The organism is Micromonospora sp. DT81.3 (assembly GCF_049847225.1).
In the GTDB taxonomy this organism is placed as follows: Bacteria; Actinomycetota; Actinomycetes; order Actinomycetales; family Microbacteriaceae; genus Microbacterium.
In genome coordinates, this window is sequence record NZ_JBNCNY010000015.1 from 49,232 (window position 1) to 66,217 (window position 16,986).

17 protein-coding genes are annotated in these 16,986 nt (G+C 66.9%); 8 read left to right on the plus strand and 9 right to left on the minus strand.

The window, feature by feature from the left end; translation table 11 throughout:
* Nucleotides 1-221: 221 nt before the first annotated feature.
* From ACPW96_RS21385 to ACPW96_RS21420, 8 genes are all read right to left on the minus strand, one after another.
* Nucleotides 222-1,604, minus strand: coding sequence for a ParB/RepB/Spo0J family partition protein (locus ACPW96_RS21385; protein WP_425885611.1), 1,383 nt, complete (start codon nt 1,602-1,604; stop codon nt 222-224).
* Nucleotides 1,605-2,003: 399 nt separating this feature from the next.
* Nucleotides 2,004-3,923, minus strand: a complete 1,920-nt coding sequence (locus tag ACPW96_RS21390; RefSeq protein WP_425885613.1) for a hypothetical protein — start codon at nt 3,921-3,923, stop codon at nt 2,004-2,006.
* 212 nt (nt 3,924-4,135) lie between these two features.
* Nucleotides 4,136-4,375, minus strand: a complete 240-nt coding sequence (locus tag ACPW96_RS21395; RefSeq protein ID WP_425885614.1) for a hypothetical protein — start codon at nt 4,373-4,375, stop codon at nt 4,136-4,138.
* 56 nt (nt 4,376-4,431) lie between these two features.
* Nucleotides 4,432-4,857, minus strand: a complete 426-nt coding sequence (locus ACPW96_RS21400; protein WP_425885616.1) for a helix-turn-helix domain-containing protein — start codon at nt 4,855-4,857, stop codon at nt 4,432-4,434.
* A 143-nt stretch (nt 4,858-5,000) separates the two neighbouring features.
* Nucleotides 5,001-5,843, minus strand: a complete 843-nt coding sequence (locus ACPW96_RS21405; protein ID WP_425885617.1) for an FHA domain-containing protein — start codon at nt 5,841-5,843, stop codon at nt 5,001-5,003.
* Complete coding sequence (locus ACPW96_RS21410) at nt 5,843-6,928, minus strand: M23 family metallopeptidase (RefSeq protein WP_425885618.1); 1,086 nt, start codon at nt 6,926-6,928, stop codon at nt 5,843-5,845. Before ACPW96_RS21410 ends, ACPW96_RS21405 begins: the two co-directional genes overlap by 1 nt.
* Nucleotides 6,929-6,932: 4 nt before the next feature.
* A complete protein-coding gene (locus ACPW96_RS21415) occupies nt 6,933-7,433 on the minus strand; it encodes a hypothetical protein (RefSeq protein WP_425885619.1) in 501 nt (166 codons plus the stop codon).
* Nucleotides 7,430-7,702 carry a helix-turn-helix domain-containing protein gene (locus ACPW96_RS21420; protein ID WP_425885620.1) on the minus strand — a complete coding sequence of 91 codons (273 nt, stop codon included), beginning with the start codon at nt 7,700-7,702 and terminating at the stop codon, nt 7,430-7,432. The genes ACPW96_RS21415 and ACPW96_RS21420 overlap by 4 nt, the downstream gene beginning before the upstream one ends.
* Before the next feature lie 172 nt (nt 7,703-7,874).
* Here ACPW96_RS21420 and ACPW96_RS21425 point away from each other — a divergent pair, with 172 nt between their 5' ends.
* The 8 genes from ACPW96_RS21425 to ACPW96_RS21460 are packed head-to-tail and all read left to right on the plus strand — an operon-like array spanning nt 7,875 to nt 16,471.
* Nucleotides 7,875-8,492 (plus strand): DUF6668 family protein, encoded by a 618-nt coding sequence (locus ACPW96_RS21425; RefSeq protein WP_425885621.1) that lies wholly within the window; start codon nt 7,875-7,877, stop codon nt 8,490-8,492.
* A gap of 11 nt (nt 8,493-8,503) precedes the next feature.
* Nucleotides 8,504-8,794 carry a hypothetical protein gene (locus tag ACPW96_RS21430; protein ID WP_425885623.1) on the plus strand — a complete coding sequence of 97 codons (291 nt, stop codon included), beginning with the start codon at nt 8,504-8,506 and terminating at the stop codon, nt 8,792-8,794.
* Between the two features lie 21 nt (nt 8,795-8,815).
* Nucleotides 8,816-9,535: a hypothetical protein gene (locus ACPW96_RS21435; RefSeq protein ID WP_425885624.1), complete on the plus strand. Its 720-nt coding sequence runs from the start codon at nt 8,816-8,818 to the stop codon at nt 9,533-9,535.
* Nucleotides 9,536-9,539: 4 nt separating this feature from the next.
* The gene (locus ACPW96_RS21440) at nt 9,540-11,078 is read left to right on the plus strand and encodes a hypothetical protein (RefSeq protein ID WP_425885626.1); all 1,539 of its coding nucleotides are present in this window, start codon (nt 9,540-9,542) and stop codon (nt 11,076-11,078) included.
* A 14-nt stretch (nt 11,079-11,092) separates the two neighbouring features.
* Complete coding sequence (locus ACPW96_RS21445) at nt 11,093-12,613, plus strand: SCO6880 family protein (protein WP_425885627.1); 1,521 nt, start codon at nt 11,093-11,095, stop codon at nt 12,611-12,613.
* Nucleotides 12,613-14,271, plus strand: coding sequence for an ATP/GTP-binding protein (locus ACPW96_RS21450; RefSeq protein ID WP_425885628.1), 1,659 nt, complete (start codon nt 12,613-12,615; stop codon nt 14,269-14,271). Before ACPW96_RS21445 ends, ACPW96_RS21450 begins: the two co-directional genes overlap by 1 nt.
* Complete coding sequence (locus ACPW96_RS21455; protein ID WP_425885630.1) at nt 14,268-16,055, plus strand: type IV secretory system conjugative DNA transfer family protein; 1,788 nt, start codon at nt 14,268-14,270, stop codon at nt 16,053-16,055. The genes ACPW96_RS21450 and ACPW96_RS21455 overlap by 4 nt, the downstream gene beginning before the upstream one ends.
* The gene (locus ACPW96_RS21460; protein ID WP_425885631.1) at nt 16,052-16,471 is read left to right on the plus strand and encodes a DUF4913 domain-containing protein; all 420 of its coding nucleotides are present in this window, start codon (nt 16,052-16,054) and stop codon (nt 16,469-16,471) included. The genes ACPW96_RS21455 and ACPW96_RS21460 overlap by 4 nt, the downstream gene beginning before the upstream one ends.
* A gap of 17 nt (nt 16,472-16,488) precedes the next feature.
* Here ACPW96_RS21460 and ACPW96_RS21465 read toward each other — a convergent pair whose 3' ends face one another.
* Nucleotides 16,489-16,794 (minus strand): hypothetical protein, encoded by a 306-nt coding sequence (locus ACPW96_RS21465; RefSeq protein ID WP_425885633.1) that lies wholly within the window; start codon nt 16,792-16,794, stop codon nt 16,489-16,491.
* Nucleotides 16,795-16,986 lie beyond the last annotated feature (192 nt).

Here is a 16,986-nt window from a genome sequence, read left to right on the forward strand (position 1 = left end):
CCCGGAGATGCACAGGTGTGGGGGAGTGCGCCGGGACGGCGCGGCCTCGGCGTCGCTCCGTCGACGCCCGCGCTCTGCGCGCGCTCTGGCCGGATGTGCAGCTGCTCCACGCAGCGATGACGTCGTGGCCAGCTCGAGCTCGTGTCGGCGGGGGAGCGCGAGGGGGCGCCCCTCGCCAGAAACCGGCCCTTCCTCCGGTCGGAGGAAGGGCCGGGCGGTCGTCACTGCTGCTGGTCGTCGTCGGTCGCGGCAGTGGCCTCCCCACGGGCGAGAACGATCTGCTCTACGTCGCTCAGCCCGTATCCCCATGCGGCGAGTTGATGGAAGTAGGCCGCGTCGTGAGCGGTGGGGTTGCGCCAGGTGCTTCGGCTGGTGCTGGCCTCGATTCCTCCGAGCACGACAGCCAGTGCAACATGTGCTGCTTTGGCGGGCGTGTGCTCAATGACGGTGTGCAGGCGGTCTGCGGGGTAGTAGCCGTCCCCACGCTGGATGCCGAGCAGCTCGTGGGCGAGGGCGTTGCCGTCGCTGATTCCTCGGCTGACGGGAATCCTGTGGATGGTGAGGCCTTTCGCGACGAATGCGGTTCCGTCCTTGGGCAGGGTCTTTCGTCCCAGGAGCGTGGTCAGCCACTGACGCCGGACGGTTTCTGCGGAGTCCCACGCCTTGTTGTTGGCGATCAACTCGCGCCGCTCGGCTTTCTGCTCGTCGGTCATCGGGCCTGGTGCGGCGGTCGATCCGGACCCGTTGTCGGTGGTGAGCCCTGCGGCCTTGGGGTCGCGGATGAAGTAGCGGACATAGGGCTCCCCGGAGTGGTACGCCTGCACGTAGACAGCGCGTCCTTCGATCTGCTCGATGTGCTCGGAGGTGACCCGGTTGCCCTCGGCGTCGCGGAGTCCGTAGTGCTCGACGCATCCGTTGTCGTAGCCGCTGTCGAGGATCTCGTACCCGCGTTCGGCATAGGCCGCTTCTACGGCTGCTTTGGCCTCGGTGCGGGCCTTGTCGTCTCGGGCGCGTTGGACGGCGTGGTCAAACGCGCCGGGGTCTCCAGTGGCGGTCTGCACGAGGTCGGCGATCAGGTCGGCGTCGCCCTCGAATTCGATCAGCACGGCGGCCTGCTGCAGGGTGAGTGCGTGTTCCTGGGCGGCGGTCGCCGCGACGGCGTTGTCTGCGACGGCCACGGCGGTCTGAACCTCCTTCTGCTTTGTGCCGGTGCGCTTGGCGATCGCGGCCACGCTCAGCCCTTCCAGGGTGAGTTGCTTGAATGCGGCGACTCGTTCGCCGGTGGTGAGCGCCTCCCGCTGGTCGTTTTCGATCATCTGCTGGATGATCCGCTCACTCGTCGCGTCGTCGGCGTCGACGATGTAGACGGGGATGGATGGGAGGGTGGCTTCCCGCGCGGCGAGAATGCGGCGCTGTCCGGCTCGGACGAGCACGTTGCCGTTGGTGTCGCGGCGGGCGAGGACGGGGGTCAGCACGCCGTTCTCTCGAATGCTCTGTACGAACTCTCTGGTCAGCGGCGCGCTTGGTCGCACGTTCGCCTCGATGATGAGGTTCTGGGGGTGGATGTGCTCAATGGTGCCCGTGGGGGCGGTGGTGTGGTCCACGGTTCTCTCTCCCGATCAACTGTTTTGTTCGCCTGTCTGGCAAGTCGATCGAGAGCGAGCGGAGCGGCGGAGTGCCGGGTCGTGGAATACCGGACTGAGCGAAGCGAGGGAGGATATGCCGCGAAAGCCCGGAACGAAGCCGCCGGAGCGAGCTACGATCGGGCGGCCAGGCAGACGGACAACAAAGAGAGGCGGCCGCGTAGCGGCTCCATCCACAGATGCACTCGAGCTGAGGTGGAGGGGAGTGACGGAACTTAGGCTGTCGCAATGAGGGTTGACGAGAGCTTCGAAAGTTTCAGCCCGACGTGCGCCGGCTGCCTTCTGCAGCTCGAGCCGATGGAGACCGGTCGACGGTGGGTGTGGAAATGCCCGTCGTGCGCTCTGGTGAAGATCGCGTAGTCAGGCGGCGGTCGCCAGCCGGTCGGGGGAGAGGGCTCCGGCCTCGACGAGCCGTCGGGCCTCGCGGTGGTTACCTCGGCGGTCGGGTCCTCGCGGGTACTGGGCGTAGTCGGGACGGTCGTTCTGTGCGAAGAGGGCGACGCCGGTGGCGGCCCGCCGTCGACGGCGCTTTTTGTTGGCCTTCCTCATCCACTGGTATTCGGCTTGCCACCATCCCCAGACAGCGCGCTCGATGTTGTACCGGTCTTTCCGCGCGTCCAGGTATCCGGCGACGTCGATTGATTCGGCGGCGCGGTCGAGGGCCTCGGCATCGGCACGGCTCCATCCGTGCGGAACGCGTCGGCAGAGTTGGTGCTCGTGCAACCGTTTCAGGGCGGCACGCACCCGGCCGGCGTCGAGGCCGGTTTGCCGGCAGAGCTCGTCCACTGTGGCTGTCCCTTCGGACGGCAGTTTCTTGTAGATGAGCCCTGCGGTGCGGCCCAAGCTCCGGGGAGCAGCGAAGGTGTCGTGGGAGAGCGGGGAGAGATCCGTGGATAGTCGGGTGATCCAACGAGCCCGGTTCGCTGTGGGAGAGGCCGCGCGGGGGCGTGCACGCACTTGTGTCCGGTTTGTATCCTCTGGGTCTGTGGAGAACCGATCGGAGAGGCGGTAACGCTGCCCGTGAGGGGCGTCCGCGTCGCCGACACGGACGATCCATGCGGATTCGGGTTCACCGTCACTGGTGGGCTGGGAGAGCGCCTGCAGGGCGTCGTGAACGGTGCTGCGGCCGTATCCGGTGTCGGCGGACAGGCGGCGGACGTCGGCCTCGACGATCGAGTTGGCGGCTTGAGCCATGTACAGGCAGAGCGCGTCGAGAACGGCACGGCGGCTGTGCGTCCCTCGGCCGCCGCGCGAGGCGGAGGAGGCTCGGTCAGCTCCCCAGAGGCCGGGCATGGTGTCGGCGCGCTCCTGGGCCCGCTCAACGGCCGTCAGGGCGGTTTCCGCCCGGAACAGGAAGCCGTCGTCGTCTCCGGAGTCGGAGAGCGGACGGGAGGCGGCGTATGCGACGGCGTGCCGCCAGGCGGAGGAGAGGGCGCGGATCCGACCCTGCGCTGAGCGCGGCACTCGCTGGCTGGCTGCAGCACGCATCGTGCGGACGTGTTCGAGTGCCGGCGCGGTGTCGACGAGAGCGAGCACATCACGGTGCCGCCAGCGTGCGTGTGCGCAGCCGGCGAGCACGGTGGCCAGGGTGTACGAGGCGTCCTCTGCCGGAGGAGCGTCGAGCATGGCGGCCAGTCGTGCGCTCAACGGACGTTTGGCGCCGGCGATGTAGGGGTGACCGTCGTCGTCCACGGCCATGCCACGGACGGTGCTGGTGGTGGGGGCGATCACCTCAGCGCCGGCGTCCAGGAGGAACGCGCGGAGGTCGGTGATCGCATCGGCGCTGACGCGCTTGTTGGTGAGCGCCGAGAGCGGCCCTTGTGCCTGAGATACACCGCCGCGGCGGTGTGGGGCTCCCGGCGGCCGTACGCAGCCCGTGGCGGGGTTGATCAGGGGAGTCGGGTCAAGGGAGGGCAGCAGTTGGGCGGCGAGCTGCGCGAGATCCTTGACGTGCGCCGCCTCGAGGTCGTCCGCCATCCCGATCCACACATGCCGCCCACCGGTGGGGCCGGATTCGGCCGTCAGATGTTCGATGTTCAGCTCGTCGAGCCAGAGGGAGAGGCGGCCGGCGTCGTAGTCGGCGTTCCCACGGGAGCTGTCAAGGTCGAAGCAGAGGTACTCGTACCGCTGCTCGTCATTGGCCAGGTACATCGCCCACGGAGTGTGCGGGGGGAGCTCGTTGACGGACCGCTCCCGGTCGTACTCGTTCAGCACCTCGCCATCGACGAGTTGCGCCGCCACGCGCACGCGGTCACGGGGGCTGAGGGAACGCGTGAGCACCCACGCCTCCGACACGGAAAGCGCGTGATCAGACGAAAGGTGCCATATCTGGCGAGTAGCGGATACTATGGGAGCACTCCTTCGGGGGTACGTCGAAGGCCCGGCTGGTAACCGGGATTTCTGCGAGAAGCTCGAGCCGGATCAGTTTGGCGACAGAGGCGGTCGAGCTACGAATCTTGAATGGGCCCGTCGGAAACGACGGGCTCTTTCGTTTATGCGGCGGGGATAGGCAGCTCCTCGTTCCTCTGGAAACGGGCGCGGTCAACGAACGCGGGAACGCCGTCGCGGTCTAGGGGAGCGTTGAGAAGTATTACTTCCAGCGCTGCGGCAAGCGAGATGCCGAGGGCATCCGCAGTGTCGATAACGATCTGCTTGGCCCGCTCCGGTACGGGAGCGAAAATTACCGGGTTGCCAACCGCGCTTCCGCGGCGTCGACGTGCTCGCTCAGTCATGCCATTAACGCTAGGACTAGGCGTAGTTTCGTCCGGGAGTGCGGCGGCGTGTCGGTTCATTCCGCTGGCGAAGTGGTCTGGTTGCTGGACTCCTCGAGTCGCCGCCGCAGCTGCGCCTTGAAGATGATCCAGCGGCCGCCGACGTTGGATGCGGGGATGACGCCCTGCTGCAGCCAGATGTAGACCGTCTGCTTGGTCTTGCCGAGCAGTTGCATGAGGTCCCGGTAGCTGAGTTCGTCGCCGTAGCCGGTGAGGACGTCAACCGGGTCAGTGGCCGCGTGCGGCGGCTGATTGCTGGTCGAATCGAGCCATGCGCGGATCTCGCTTTTGAAGATGATCCATGAGTCGGAAAGACGATGTCCCGGGATCATCCCGTCCCGAAGGCGTCTCCGAACGGCGGGTACGCCAGTTCGGAGGATCCTCGCGACATCCGCGGGGCTCAGAGTGTCCGGGAGCGTCGCCCAGTAGTCCTCTTCGCTCACGGGTTTTCGTGTCTCATGTGGGCTCCGGTCGGGTTCGGAGTTGTCTTTGTCTGGGTTGACGCGGTTCCCGGGTAGCGGCGTACCTCGGGAGATCTCTGCATTATTCCAGTGGGCGGATTCGGTGTCGGAAGTGCTGAGTCCGGTCATGCCAGCTTCTCCGTCGCCGTCGTGGTCAGGCTAACGGTGACCCGCACGTCGCCCAACTCGGCGATGTCGCCGTGGAGGAGCTCGAAGGGCTGCCAGGGCACGAGTTCGTGCGTGCGCTCTCCTGAGCGCTCGACGCGGGTGCCGTTTGATGAGGCCAGGTCGGTGGCCCACAGGCGGTTGTCGTGCCAGTCAACACGAAGGTGGGTGCGCGAAATGCTGCGTGCGTCGTCGTCAATGAGCACGAGCATGGCTGCTTCCTCTCGGGCGCCGGCTACCGGCCTCCGCCCGATCAGGGCGGAGGTCGTGACGCACGCCTGCGTGCCCGGGCCGAATGTGAGGATCGCTGAGGAGGCTCCCCACGCTGGCCGCTGGGCGAACTCCGTCGCGTCCGGGTCGTGCTCTAGGGGCACTTTGGGCGCCGTCCGAGGCCGCGGGTCGGGAATGCGCGCCCAGGGCTGGAAGACCCTCCGCGGTGACGTGGGTGACTCTGAGGAGTCGGACTGAGGTGGTGGTGGCGTGGCGACAGCGGGAAGTCGAGGCGCGGCAGGCTGCTTGCGGGGGCGTCGCGGCCCTTCCTCGGCGGGGGGAAGTTCGGTCACCGAGCCGTTCGGGTGGACGGCGACGAGCCACTCCCCTTCAGGATCCATCGTCCGCATACGGACGGGTCGGCGCAGCGCGTCGGCGAGCTCGGTCCCGTATGCGGTCACGGCCCGCCGGGTGTCCTCTATCGGCGCCTGCTCGAAGTCGACATGGCGGCCGGCGACGTTCAGATGGGCGCTGCCGTCAGGTCGGACATTGACGATGATGACCGGGTACGGAGGGACGGGGGCTGTGCTCACTACTGCCTCCTGCACGATTCGGGCGGACAGATGTCGATTCCGAAGGCGTTGAATAATTGCACGGGGTCGACGAAGCCGTAGGACGTGGGCGGCCCGCCGAGATCCTCGCCAGCGGGAAGCGCCGCGATAGCGGCATCGGTAGTGCCCTCCTTGTTGATGCGGAGGTCCAGGTGACAACCGCCAGAGGGGCCTTCGTCGCCGACAAGGGCAATGGGCTGCCCCGCTGTGATGGAGTCGCCGACGTCGACTGCAATATCGGTCAGCTTCATGTGAAGGTAAGACGCGCTCCAGCCGTCCGGGGACTTGACCGTGAGCTGGATGCCTCCAACGTAGGTGACGGTGCCGTCGCTGATGGAGTAGATCTGATCGCCGCACGGGTTCGGCCAATGCTGCAGATCGATCGCCGGGTGCCAGCGCGAGGCGCCGGGGATGTTGATGGTGCGCGGCCCATATCCGCTGGTCATGTTGTAGCCGGGGCTGAGCGGGGGAACGATGCTCCCGCTCGCGCACCCGCCGCCGGTGCCGTCACCGGCAAGAGCGCTGACCACCTGGTCCGCGGCGTCGAAATACTTCTCGTAATGGAACGGGTCGGAATTCCGCTGCACCTTGTGGATTGCGATGGTGGGCTCGAGGGTCTGCCATCCGGGCACGCGCTGTAGCGCCGTGAAGAAGTTGGTGGCGCTGATCGTGGGGTCCATGCGGTCCTCGTAGGTTCCCCACGCTCCGTTGTCGCGCTGCTGGAACAGCCCGCGTGAGTCGGGTCCCGCCGTGTCTCCGTAGTCGATGATCCGGAGACTAGATTCACCCATGGCCGCCATTACGCCGATGATCTGAGCGTCGCGCTCGAGGTCGAGCGCCGTCGCGGCGTTCATGATGTACGCGGCGTTGGAGAGTTGCTCGCCGGAATAGCCAGCGACGGCATCGGTGGGCACGTCGTCGGGGTCTGCCGTACCGGCAGTGCCGAGGCAGGAGGCCGCGGCGCTGCCGCCGGTCATGAACAGCAAGATGACAGCGAACAGGCTTACGACAACGATCGCCGGGACGGCGATGATGATCGCCACGCCGTTCGATCTGCCCTCTGCCATGTGTCTATCCCTCGGCGGGACGGATTCGATCAGCCAGCCACGGGGCGGCGGGCTCGGGGCGGCTGAGGCTGACGTTGTACGGCCCGGCGTCGGTGGGGACGACCACGATGAGTGCCACTTCGGTCGAGGCCGGAAGTACGGCGCCGGGGCCGGTGACGGCGTGCACAGGCACGTTCATGGGGTCCGTGCCTTCGTAGGCGGCCGCGCCGGACTGCGTGAGGAACGGGTACAGGCCGGCGATCCACTGCTCGTACGGCAGATCCGGTCGACCGAACGCTGCGACGGCGTTCTCCGCGACCTCGATCGCGGCCGATTGGCTGTCGTCCCCGGCTTCGGCTACTGGTGCCGGAGTGGCATCGTCGACGGGAGGAGTGGGGTTGGCCGGGTTGGTTGCGGTTGCGGTGGGCGAGCCGCTTGGTGCTGGCGCGGCGGGTTCGGCGGTTGCGCAGCTCGTGAGTGTGAGCGCGATGCCGACGGCGAGGACAGCGCGTGAAAGAGGGTTCATGACACGTCGGCCCGGGCGCCGTCGCGGGTGAGTGGATTTTTATTGTGATGCACGAGGAGGTACGTTCGCAGCTGATCGCGCGAGATACGCCAGTTCTTGCCGATCTTGACACCGGGCATGCGCGTCCTCGCGTCAGGTGCGGTGAGGAGACTGCGGACGTTCGATTCCTCGATGTTCAGTGCTCGCGCGACGTCGCGGACGCTGAGCATGTGCCTGTACTCACGAAGCAGTGAGTCGGGCCAGTCCATGAGCGGTGACGTGTCGTCCACATCGACAGGGTATCTTGATACCGGGCAAGATTCGATATCAATCGTCCACTTTTGAGCATCATGGGTATGATTACGTCAGGCTTCAACACCTCTTGGTTCTCACCAAGTTAGGGAGAAGGACGGACACTCGGCGAGCGTGGGTTGCGATCCACCCGGGGGAGGGGAGGGCGACATGACAAACGCGAATCCATGGTTGACCGGCTCCGGTCGTCCCGCCAAGTCAGCGGCAGAGCCGCCATCGAGACCGTTCCGTCGCACGGGACAAGAGGGTGCGAATGCTCCGCAACCTGGCGTTCCGGTGCCCGACACCGCTGATCGTTTGCCCCGTTGGACACAGGCGTGGCCGGCATCTGTCTATTGGCTGGGTGTCCACGGAGGCGCCGGCGAATCGACGCTTGCGACGCTTGCCGCGGGCAGCCGTCCAGCGTCTCACGGGTGGCCGATCCCGGATATGCAGGGATCCTCCCACCGCGTCGTTCTGGTCGCGCGAACGAACTTCATGGGACTCACCGCTGCGCAGCGAGCAGCCACCGAGTGGGCGTCCGGGGCCCTCGGAGACGGGGTGCAGCTGGGTGGGCTGGTGCTCATGGCGGACGCTCCCGGCCGTCGTCCGAAGCCGCTCCGCGATTTCGAGCAGGTCATCGGTGGGGGAGTGCCTCGCGTGTGGACGATGCCGTGGGTCGAGGCTTGGCGGCTCGGGCCAGTTTCACCGACGAGCGGTGTTCCGAGGGAGTTCGTGGCTCTGCTGACCGACCTCCAACTTGATTTCAACACTCACGCGCGTAACTGAAAGGACGACTCATGTCGCTCTCGTACCTGGCCGCGGAAGCCGCCATTGCTCTTGCGGCACTGCCCGACCCTGACCCAGTCGCCCCTCCCGGATTCGAGGCCGTTGGCACGATCCTCAGTTGGGCGAAGTGGGTTGGCCTCATCGCGGCGATCCTTGCTCTGATCGCTGTGGCGGTGATGTTCATGTTCAATTCGCGCCGAGGCGAGGGCGGCGAACACGTGAAGACTTTTGTGTCGATTCTGGTGGGCGTCATGATCATTGGGGCCGCTACGGCACTCGTCGGCTTCATCTCCGGGGCCTGACTTGCACCGAACGGAGCCCATATGAACAGCGCTGAGCCGCGAAGCCCTTTCGGTCGGAGGGGCTTCGTCCTTGCGGCGATCATCGTCGGCGTGATTGTCCTCGCCGCCATTGTCGTACTCGTCACGTCTCTCACGCGGGGACCGGACCCTCAGACGGACCCGACGCCGAGACCCTCGCCGTCGAGCTCTTCGACAGGCGACCCCGCTGACGCGAGCGTCTGTGGTCTGGCGGGCTTCGAGGATGCGAGCTCACTCGACACCGCGCCCGAGAACGACTGGGAACTGGTCGGAACAATGGCCGCGCCGGTCAACGAAACGAGTGGACCCGGGACTGTGGACGGTGATGGATTCCGCAGCTGCTTCGCGCACACGAGCGAGGGGGCCTTGTTCGCCGCTGTCAACTTTGTTGCCACGGGGACGGACGCAACGATTGGGCCCCGACTGATAGAACTTGTCGCGCCCGGTCCGGGTCGCGACGCTCTCGCAAGCAAGCCCCCCAGCGGCGGCCCCTCAAACCTGCGAGCCCAGGTCGTCGGCTACAGAGTGCTGTCCTACTCGGCGGATGCGGCCACAATCGACCTCGCGGTGAACTATTCCACTGGCCAGCTGGTCAGCATCCCCCTCAAACTCCTTTGGGCGGAGGGGGACTGGAAGTTGGAGATGACCGACGCCGGCGACTTGCCGCTCGCACCCGCGGAGATTCAGAATCTCGGCGGCTACACCCCTTGGTCGGGAGCCTGAACCGATGGCGGCCCCAACGGACTGCGAGTGGTGGGATGTCGTCTGCAAGGGCGGGAACGCCGTCGGAGACGTTGTCTCCCAAGCGTCGAACGACGCCATTCAGGAGTTGACGAACCGTGTCCTCGAGAGCTGGGGAAAGACGGTGGCGGGCATGGGCAGCATGTGGGTGAACGTTCCGACGCCGGTTCTCGCAGCTGGAGACGGATCGACGACGGTGACAGGACCGCCTCCCGGGACGGCTGAGTTCACGATGATCCTCAACTACGTGACGTACATCGGCCTTGTTGTCGCGGTCCTCTCCCTGATCGGTTTGGGTGCTGTGGTAGCGGTCCGCATCCGCCGTGGCGATGGCCTGCGCAGCGTCGGTGCTCTGGGGATCGTGTTCTTTTCAGTGCTGTTGATCTCCGGGGCTTCTGCGCTGGTTGGGGCCCTCCTCAGCGCGAGTGCGCCCACCGGCTCGTCCACCACCGTGGGCTTCCTCCAGAATTCGCTGTGGTACTTCGTCGGCGGGTTGGCGGTTCTCTCCGTCATCATCGGCGGCATACGGATGGCATGGGAGCAGCGCGCGCAACCGGGCAAGGAGCTGCTCCAGTCGCTCATTACCCTCGTCGTTGTCTCGGGTGCGGGACTCGCGGTGATCACGCTCGCGGTAACGGCCGCCGACGCATTCTCCGTCTGGATCCTCAACAACGCGACCGATTGCAACGTATCGGTCGCGGGGGACTCGCAATGCTTCGGGACGAACGTTTACGGGATGATCGCTCTGACTGCGCAGTCTCCGATCGGGCTGTTCGGGGTGCTCGTCCTCGGCGTGGTTGCCCTGCTGATGACCTTCACGCAAGTCGCCCTCATGATCGTGCGAGGAGGCCTCCTGGTTGTTCTGGCAGGCGTTCTTCCACTCGGCGCAAGCTTCACCAACACGCAGATGGGCAAGCAGTGGTTCTGGAAGATGCTGGGTTGGACGATCGCGTTCATTCTGTACAAGCCGGCTGCGGCGCTCATCTATGCCGCGGCGTTTAGCCTCGTCGGTACCGACGTTTTCCTGGACGACGGTGGAGGCATCTGGTCGATCCTCGTCGGCATGTCGCTCATGCTCGTAGCATTGCTCGCTCTGCCCGCACTGATGCGATTCATCGCACCGATGACAGGGGCGGTCACTGGGGGCGGGGGCTCCGGCATGGCGGTCGCCGGAGCCGCGGGAGCCGTCGGCGGTCAGATAGCCACCGGCGCGATCAGTCGTGTCAGCAGCTCCGGGGCAGCGCCGGCGTACGGCTCTGGCGGCGGCAATGCCGCAACGTCCACAGCGACGGGTGCCGCAAGTGGCGGAGGTGCGGCGGCAACCCGCACAGCAACCCGCTCTGCGGCTTCCGGAGCCGCGGCGGGAGCCGGTGGCGGCGCAGCCGCTGGCGCTGGGCCGGCGGCTCCGGTCGCCATTGGCGCCAAGGCCGCGGTGGGCACCGCGAAGAGCGCGGCCAACGCTGCCAGGGGAGCGGCTCAGTCAGCGACGGACGATTCGAGCGGCGGACCTAGCGGTTCACGCTAGCCGGGAGGTTTCTCATGACTACCGCGATGCACCCCCAAGCGTCCGGGCCTGCACAGCGCAGCTACGGCAACTGGACGAAGCCCAAGACGGCGGGATTGTTGGGTTTGAGCGCGCTCGGGACGGCGATCCTCTTTGTAGGCGCCGGGTTCTCGGTCATCGTGACGATGGCCTCGAACATCCTCAATGGGGTCATCACCGCTGTCATCTTCGGGATCTTTCTCCTGACGGTGGCTGCCAAGAACAAGCACGGACAGAGCCTGCTCCAGCGGGCCACAACGAGGGTGGGATGGATGTTCACGAAGGCCAGAGGTGCACACATCTACCGGTCGGGGCCGCTGGGTCGCGCCGAGTGGGGTACGGCGCAGCTGCCCGGCCTGGCAGCGGGCTCCAGACTGACCGAGTGGCGCGACAGTTACAACCGACCCTTTGCGCTGGTGCAGGTGCCTTCCACGTCGGACTACACCGTGGTGATCGGCACTGAGCCCGACGGCGCGGCCCTGGTCGATCGTGAGCAGATCGACGTCTGGGTGGCCGAATGGGGCGCCTGGTTGGCCAGCCTTGGCGACGAGCCAGGCATCGAGGCCGTGTCCGTGACGATCGAGACGGCACCGGACAGCGGGACGCGGCTTCGACGAGAGGTCACCAGCCGGATCGACCCGACCGCCCCGGCGTTCGCACGCGAGCTGCTGCACAGCCTGGTCGACAAGTACCCGGCCGGCTCCGCGACCATCAAGGCTTTCGTCGCGATCACTTTCAACGCGGCGGCGCGCACCGGTGGCCGCAAGCGCACCGCCGACGAGATGGGGCGTGAGCTCGCCTCGCGCCTTCCCGGCATCACACAGAGCCTCTCAGCGACCGGGGCAGGAGCCACCCGACCGATTGATGCGCAGGAGCTGTGCGAGGTCATCCGCATCGCCTACGACCCGGCCGCCGCACGCCTGATCGATGAAGCCAACGCCGCGGGGGAGCCACCCGAGTTGTACTGGCCGGAGGTCGGGCCTACCGCCCATCAGGCTGGGTGGGACACGTACCGCCACGACTCGGCACTCTCGGTGACCTGGATGATGTCGAGCGCCCCCCGCGGCAACGTTCCTTCGAGTGTTCTGTCCCGCCTCCTCGCCCCACACCGCGACGTCGCGCGCAAGCGCGTGACTTTGCTGTACCGGCCGATCGACGCGGCCAAAGCTGCGGCTCTGGTTGAGGCGGACGTGCGGGCCGCCAGCTTCAACCTGAACTCCTCGAACAAGCCGACAGCGCGCAACATGACGGCCGCACGCGCCGCCGCGGCGACGGCCGCGGAAGAAGCATCTGGCGCCGGCCTGGTGAATTTCGGGATGCTCGTTACCGCCACGGTCACCGACGCCTCTCAGGAGGCCGACGCGAAAGCGGCGATCGACAACCTTTCGGCAACCGCGCGGATCCGGCTGCGTGTGGTGCACGGCTCACAGGATTCTGCGTTCGCTGCGGCCCTTCCGCTGGGTCTCGTGCTGCCCAAGCACCTGCAGGTGCCGGCCGAGCTGAGGGAGCAGCTGTAATGCCTGCGATCGACTCGAACCGTCGTGCCGCGCAGAAGCACAAGCCTCGGGAGCTGCCCGCGGAGAAGGCGCCACGGCAGGAGAAGGAGAAGAAGCCGAGCGTCCGCCGGCCCGGTCCTCGGGGCTGGCTCGGACGGGCCCGCGGCGAGGCAGCCGTCATTCAGCCGGTCGAGGAATGGCGTGGAACCACAGTGCAGGTCTGCGGCCTGCACCCGTTCTCCGTTGGCACAGGCACGCCGATGATCGGTGTTCCCATGGGACTGCAGCTTTTCACCGGTGCAACAGTGTGCGCCGACCCGATCAGCTGGTTCCAGGATGCGGATCTCATCTCAAACCCGTCCGTGTTCATCCTTGGTCTCCCTGGCCTGGGAAAGTCGACCTACACGCGGCGAACGGCTGCGGGGCTCGCCGGGCTGGGGACGTTGCCGCTGGTCCTGGGCGATCTGAAGCCGGACTACGTCGATTTGATCCGGGCGCTCGGCGGCCAGGTCATCACGCTGGGCCGTGGCCGTGGGCATCTGAACATCCTCGACCCGGGCGAAGCGCACGAAGCCGCCGAGCGGCTGCGCGCCGCCGGCAAGGAGAAGGAGCGGCAGCAGGTGCTCGCGGACGCCCACGGCCGCCGGCACACGATGGTGTCTGCCTTGCTGACGATCCTCCGCAAGGAACCTCCCACCGATCGTGAGGAGTCGATCATCGACCGAGCACTGAAGGTGCTCGATGAGACTCACAACGGCGTCCCGGTGCTCGGCGATCTCCTCCGGGTCATCCAGAACCCTCCGGCCGAAGTCCGGGCGGTCGCTCTGGACCGCGGGGATGACGCCCGGTACCGGACGATCACCGAGAATCTCGAGGCGTCGCTGATCAGCCTTACCTCCGGCGGCCGGCTGGGCGAGACGTTCGCCCACGCGACCGACGTCCCCATGTATCGGGACCGTCCCGTCGTCTACGACGTGTCCTCCATCGACGACTCGGACACCGACGTGCAGGCCGCGATCCTTCTTGCTTGCTGGTCGGCCGGATTCGGCACGGTGAACGTCGCGAACGCTCTCGCCGACGCCGGCCTGGAACCTCGCCGGCACTACTTCGTGATCCTCGACGAGCTGTGGCGGGCGCTGCGCGCCGGACGCGGCATGGTCGACCGGGTGGACGCCCTCACCCGCCTCAACCGGCAACGCGGCGTCGGTCTCGCCATGATCTCGCACACCATGAGCGACCTTCTGGCGCTTCCTACCGAGGCGGACCGGATGAAGGCCCGCGGGTTCGTCGAGCGCGCTGGCATGGTCGTGTGTGGCGGACTCCCGGGTGCAGAGATGTCGATGCTGACAAGCGCGGTCCCGCTGTCCCGGGCCGAGCAGGAGCTGCTGACGTCATGGCAGGATCCCGGCACCTGGGATTCGGGGCCCGGCTCGGAGCCGCCCGGCCGGGGGAAGTTCCTGATCAAGGTCGGCGGTCACCCGGGCATCCCGATCAAGGTGGAGCTGGTCGAGGCCGAACGTGCGATCAACGACACCAACAAGTTGTGGCATGCCGCGGCGGAGTTTCCTGCACCCGACGAGTCGAATCCGCTGATCGGTCTCGAGGACGCCGAACGGGCCGGCCACGAGTTCGAGGCCGACATTGACCGTGAATTCCTTGCACAGGACGGTGCCGCGTGAGCGCCAGTGACCGCCGCGGCCAGGGCCTCGACGGTGGCACCGTCGCGATGATGATCGGTCTGGCTGTCGCGATCGCCGCGCTGATCAGCGTGTGGGCCGCGGTTGGCCTTGGGTCTCGCCTCGACGGCGTGAACCCCGGGATCTCAGCAGACCCCTTCGAGGTGTTCTTCGGCGTCCTCCGCGGCCGACTGACGTGGCCGTCGTCGGCAACCTGGATCCTGGCCCTGGTCAGCGGCGTTCTGCTCGTCCTCGCGATCGCGGTGGTCATCGCGCTCGGCCGTCGCCGCCGTCGCCGGAGTGTCGTCGACTCTGCGGCTGCTCACATGGGCAAGGGTCGTCAGCTGCATTCCCTCTCGGCGACCGGTGCGAAGCGAACCACGCAGCGACTGGGCGCCAGCGACTGGGTGGGCGTCCCTATCGGTGTCACCCTGGCGGGACGGCAGAAGCTTTACGGCTCACCCGAGGACATGCACGTCGACATCTGGGGTCCGCGAACCGGAAAGACCACCAGCCGGGCGATCCCGGCGATTTTGTCGGCTCCGGGCGCAGTGCTCACCACCTCGAACAAGCGGGACGTCCTGGATGCCACACGGGACATCCGCGCCGAAAAGGGGCGGATCTGGGCGTTCGATCCGCAACAGATCGCGCTGGAGGCACCAACCTGGTGGTGGAATCCCCTCAGCTATGTCACCGACGACGTGAAGGCCGCGAAGCTTGCGGCCCATTTCGCCACCGGGTCGCGCGCCGGGGACACCCGCGCCGATCCGTACTTCGACAACGCCGGCCAGGATCTCCTCGCCGGCCTTCTCCTCGCAGCCGCGCTCGACAACCTCCCCATCACCAAGGCGTTCACGTGGACGACCACGCCTGGCGATGACACTCCGGTAGACATCCTCCGCCGACATGGCTACGACCAAATGGCGGACGCCGTCGACGGCCAGGTGAACGGCGAACCCCGTCGTCGCGATAGCGTCTACGGCACGGCCGCCCAGATGGCGTCGTGCTTGAAGGTCCGTGCGATCGCCGAGTGGATCACTCCGCAGGGCGGCGAGGTCAGCCTGGACAGCCGCCCGCAGTTCAACCCGCACGCATTCGTTCGCGGCTCGGACACCCTGTACTCCCTCTCGAAAGAGGGCCGGGGCACTGCCGGGCCCCTCGTGACTGCACTCACCGCCGCGACAGTGGAGGCGGCGGAGGAGCTTGCTACCAGCCAGCCCGGCGGGCGCCTGGCCACTCCGATGCTCGGCGTCCTGGACGAAGCCGCCAACGTCTGTCGCTGGCACGACCTCCCCGACCTCTACTCGCACTATGGGTCCCGCGGAATCGTGCTGATGACGATCCTGCAGTCCTGGTCGCAGGGCGTTCAGGTGTGGGGGAGGGACGGGATGCGGAAGCTGTGGTCCGCCTCGAACATCGCCGTCTACGGCGGGGGAGTGAAGGAACCGGAGTTCCTCAACGAGCTGTCGCAGATGATCGGAGAGTACGAACGGCGCACGACGTCCACGAGCGTCGGCCGCGGCAGCCGGTCGATCTCCCACGGCGTGCAGCGCGAACGCACCCTGGACGTCGCCGACCTGGGATCACTTCCGCGCGGCCGCGCAATCGTGTTCGCCTCCGGTGCGCCCGCAACGATCGTGGAGACTGTGCCGTGGATGAAAGGCTCGTACGCGGCCGCCGTCAGAGCGTCGATCGCCGCTCATGATCCCGCCGCCCGCGTCACCGTACCGGCCACTGCGACGCCCGCCGCCGCTGTCCCATCCGAAGACGGTGAGGACACGCAATGAGCGAGTTCGATGACTTCCGCGACAACGACGACCCTGAGTCGGACGCCGGCCCGGAGAGCGCGGAGCCGCAGCTGTTCTACGGCTCCGCCGATGAGTTCTTCCGCGAGCGTCTCCGATACATGTACTCCCGCCGCGTCGGCGGCGGAAACGCCCAGTATCGGTGGTCGGCTCGCTGGTGGGAATCCGCCGAAGCGGTTGCCCGTGTCGAGGCGATGTGGCGAGCTTGGGAGTATCTGCGGCAGGACGCCGCAACCGGCTCGAGCACCTGGTGGGCCGAGCATGCCGACCATCACATGCCGATCCTGCTGAGCCCGGACGGCCCGTTCGCCAAAGCTACGGACACGAACAATCACGGGGATCCGCTTCCCTACGAGGCCCCGCCGGCGGGGCTCTTTCCCGACATGCGTGAGAACTGAGAGCGTCACGGAAGCGACTAAGCGAGTAGAGGCTTTCCGGTGAGCCAGGTCGTGAAGCGGTCGACCGCGGCATCGGCCTCGTCGACCTGGTCGAACTGGCCCAGCAGGAGCGTGTGCTCACCGCCGTTCTGGACGGTCACGCCTACCGCCGCGTAGATGCCGACGGGGCAGTCGGGGGAGAAGAACGATTGGTAGGTCGTATCCACGGTTCGGTCGGTGACGGTGCTGATGGTGTCGAGGTTGACGATGATCGTTTCCGTAGCGCGCGGGATTCCCCAGCGATCGCTCCTGTTGGAGACGACGAGCTGCTCAAATCTGGCCATACGCCGATCCTGCCCTTCGTCGCCGGCGCTCACGCGCTCACGGCGCGGTTCTGGGGAGAACTTCTCCGAAGTGGCGCCTGTGGAGGGGGAGCGTGAGGGGGATTCCTCCCCCTCACGGCGGGCACCGCCCGTCACATGCGGGGCGGGGCGGTGCCGTTCTCAATCGCCTCGAGCGCCGCCTGAGCGATCTCG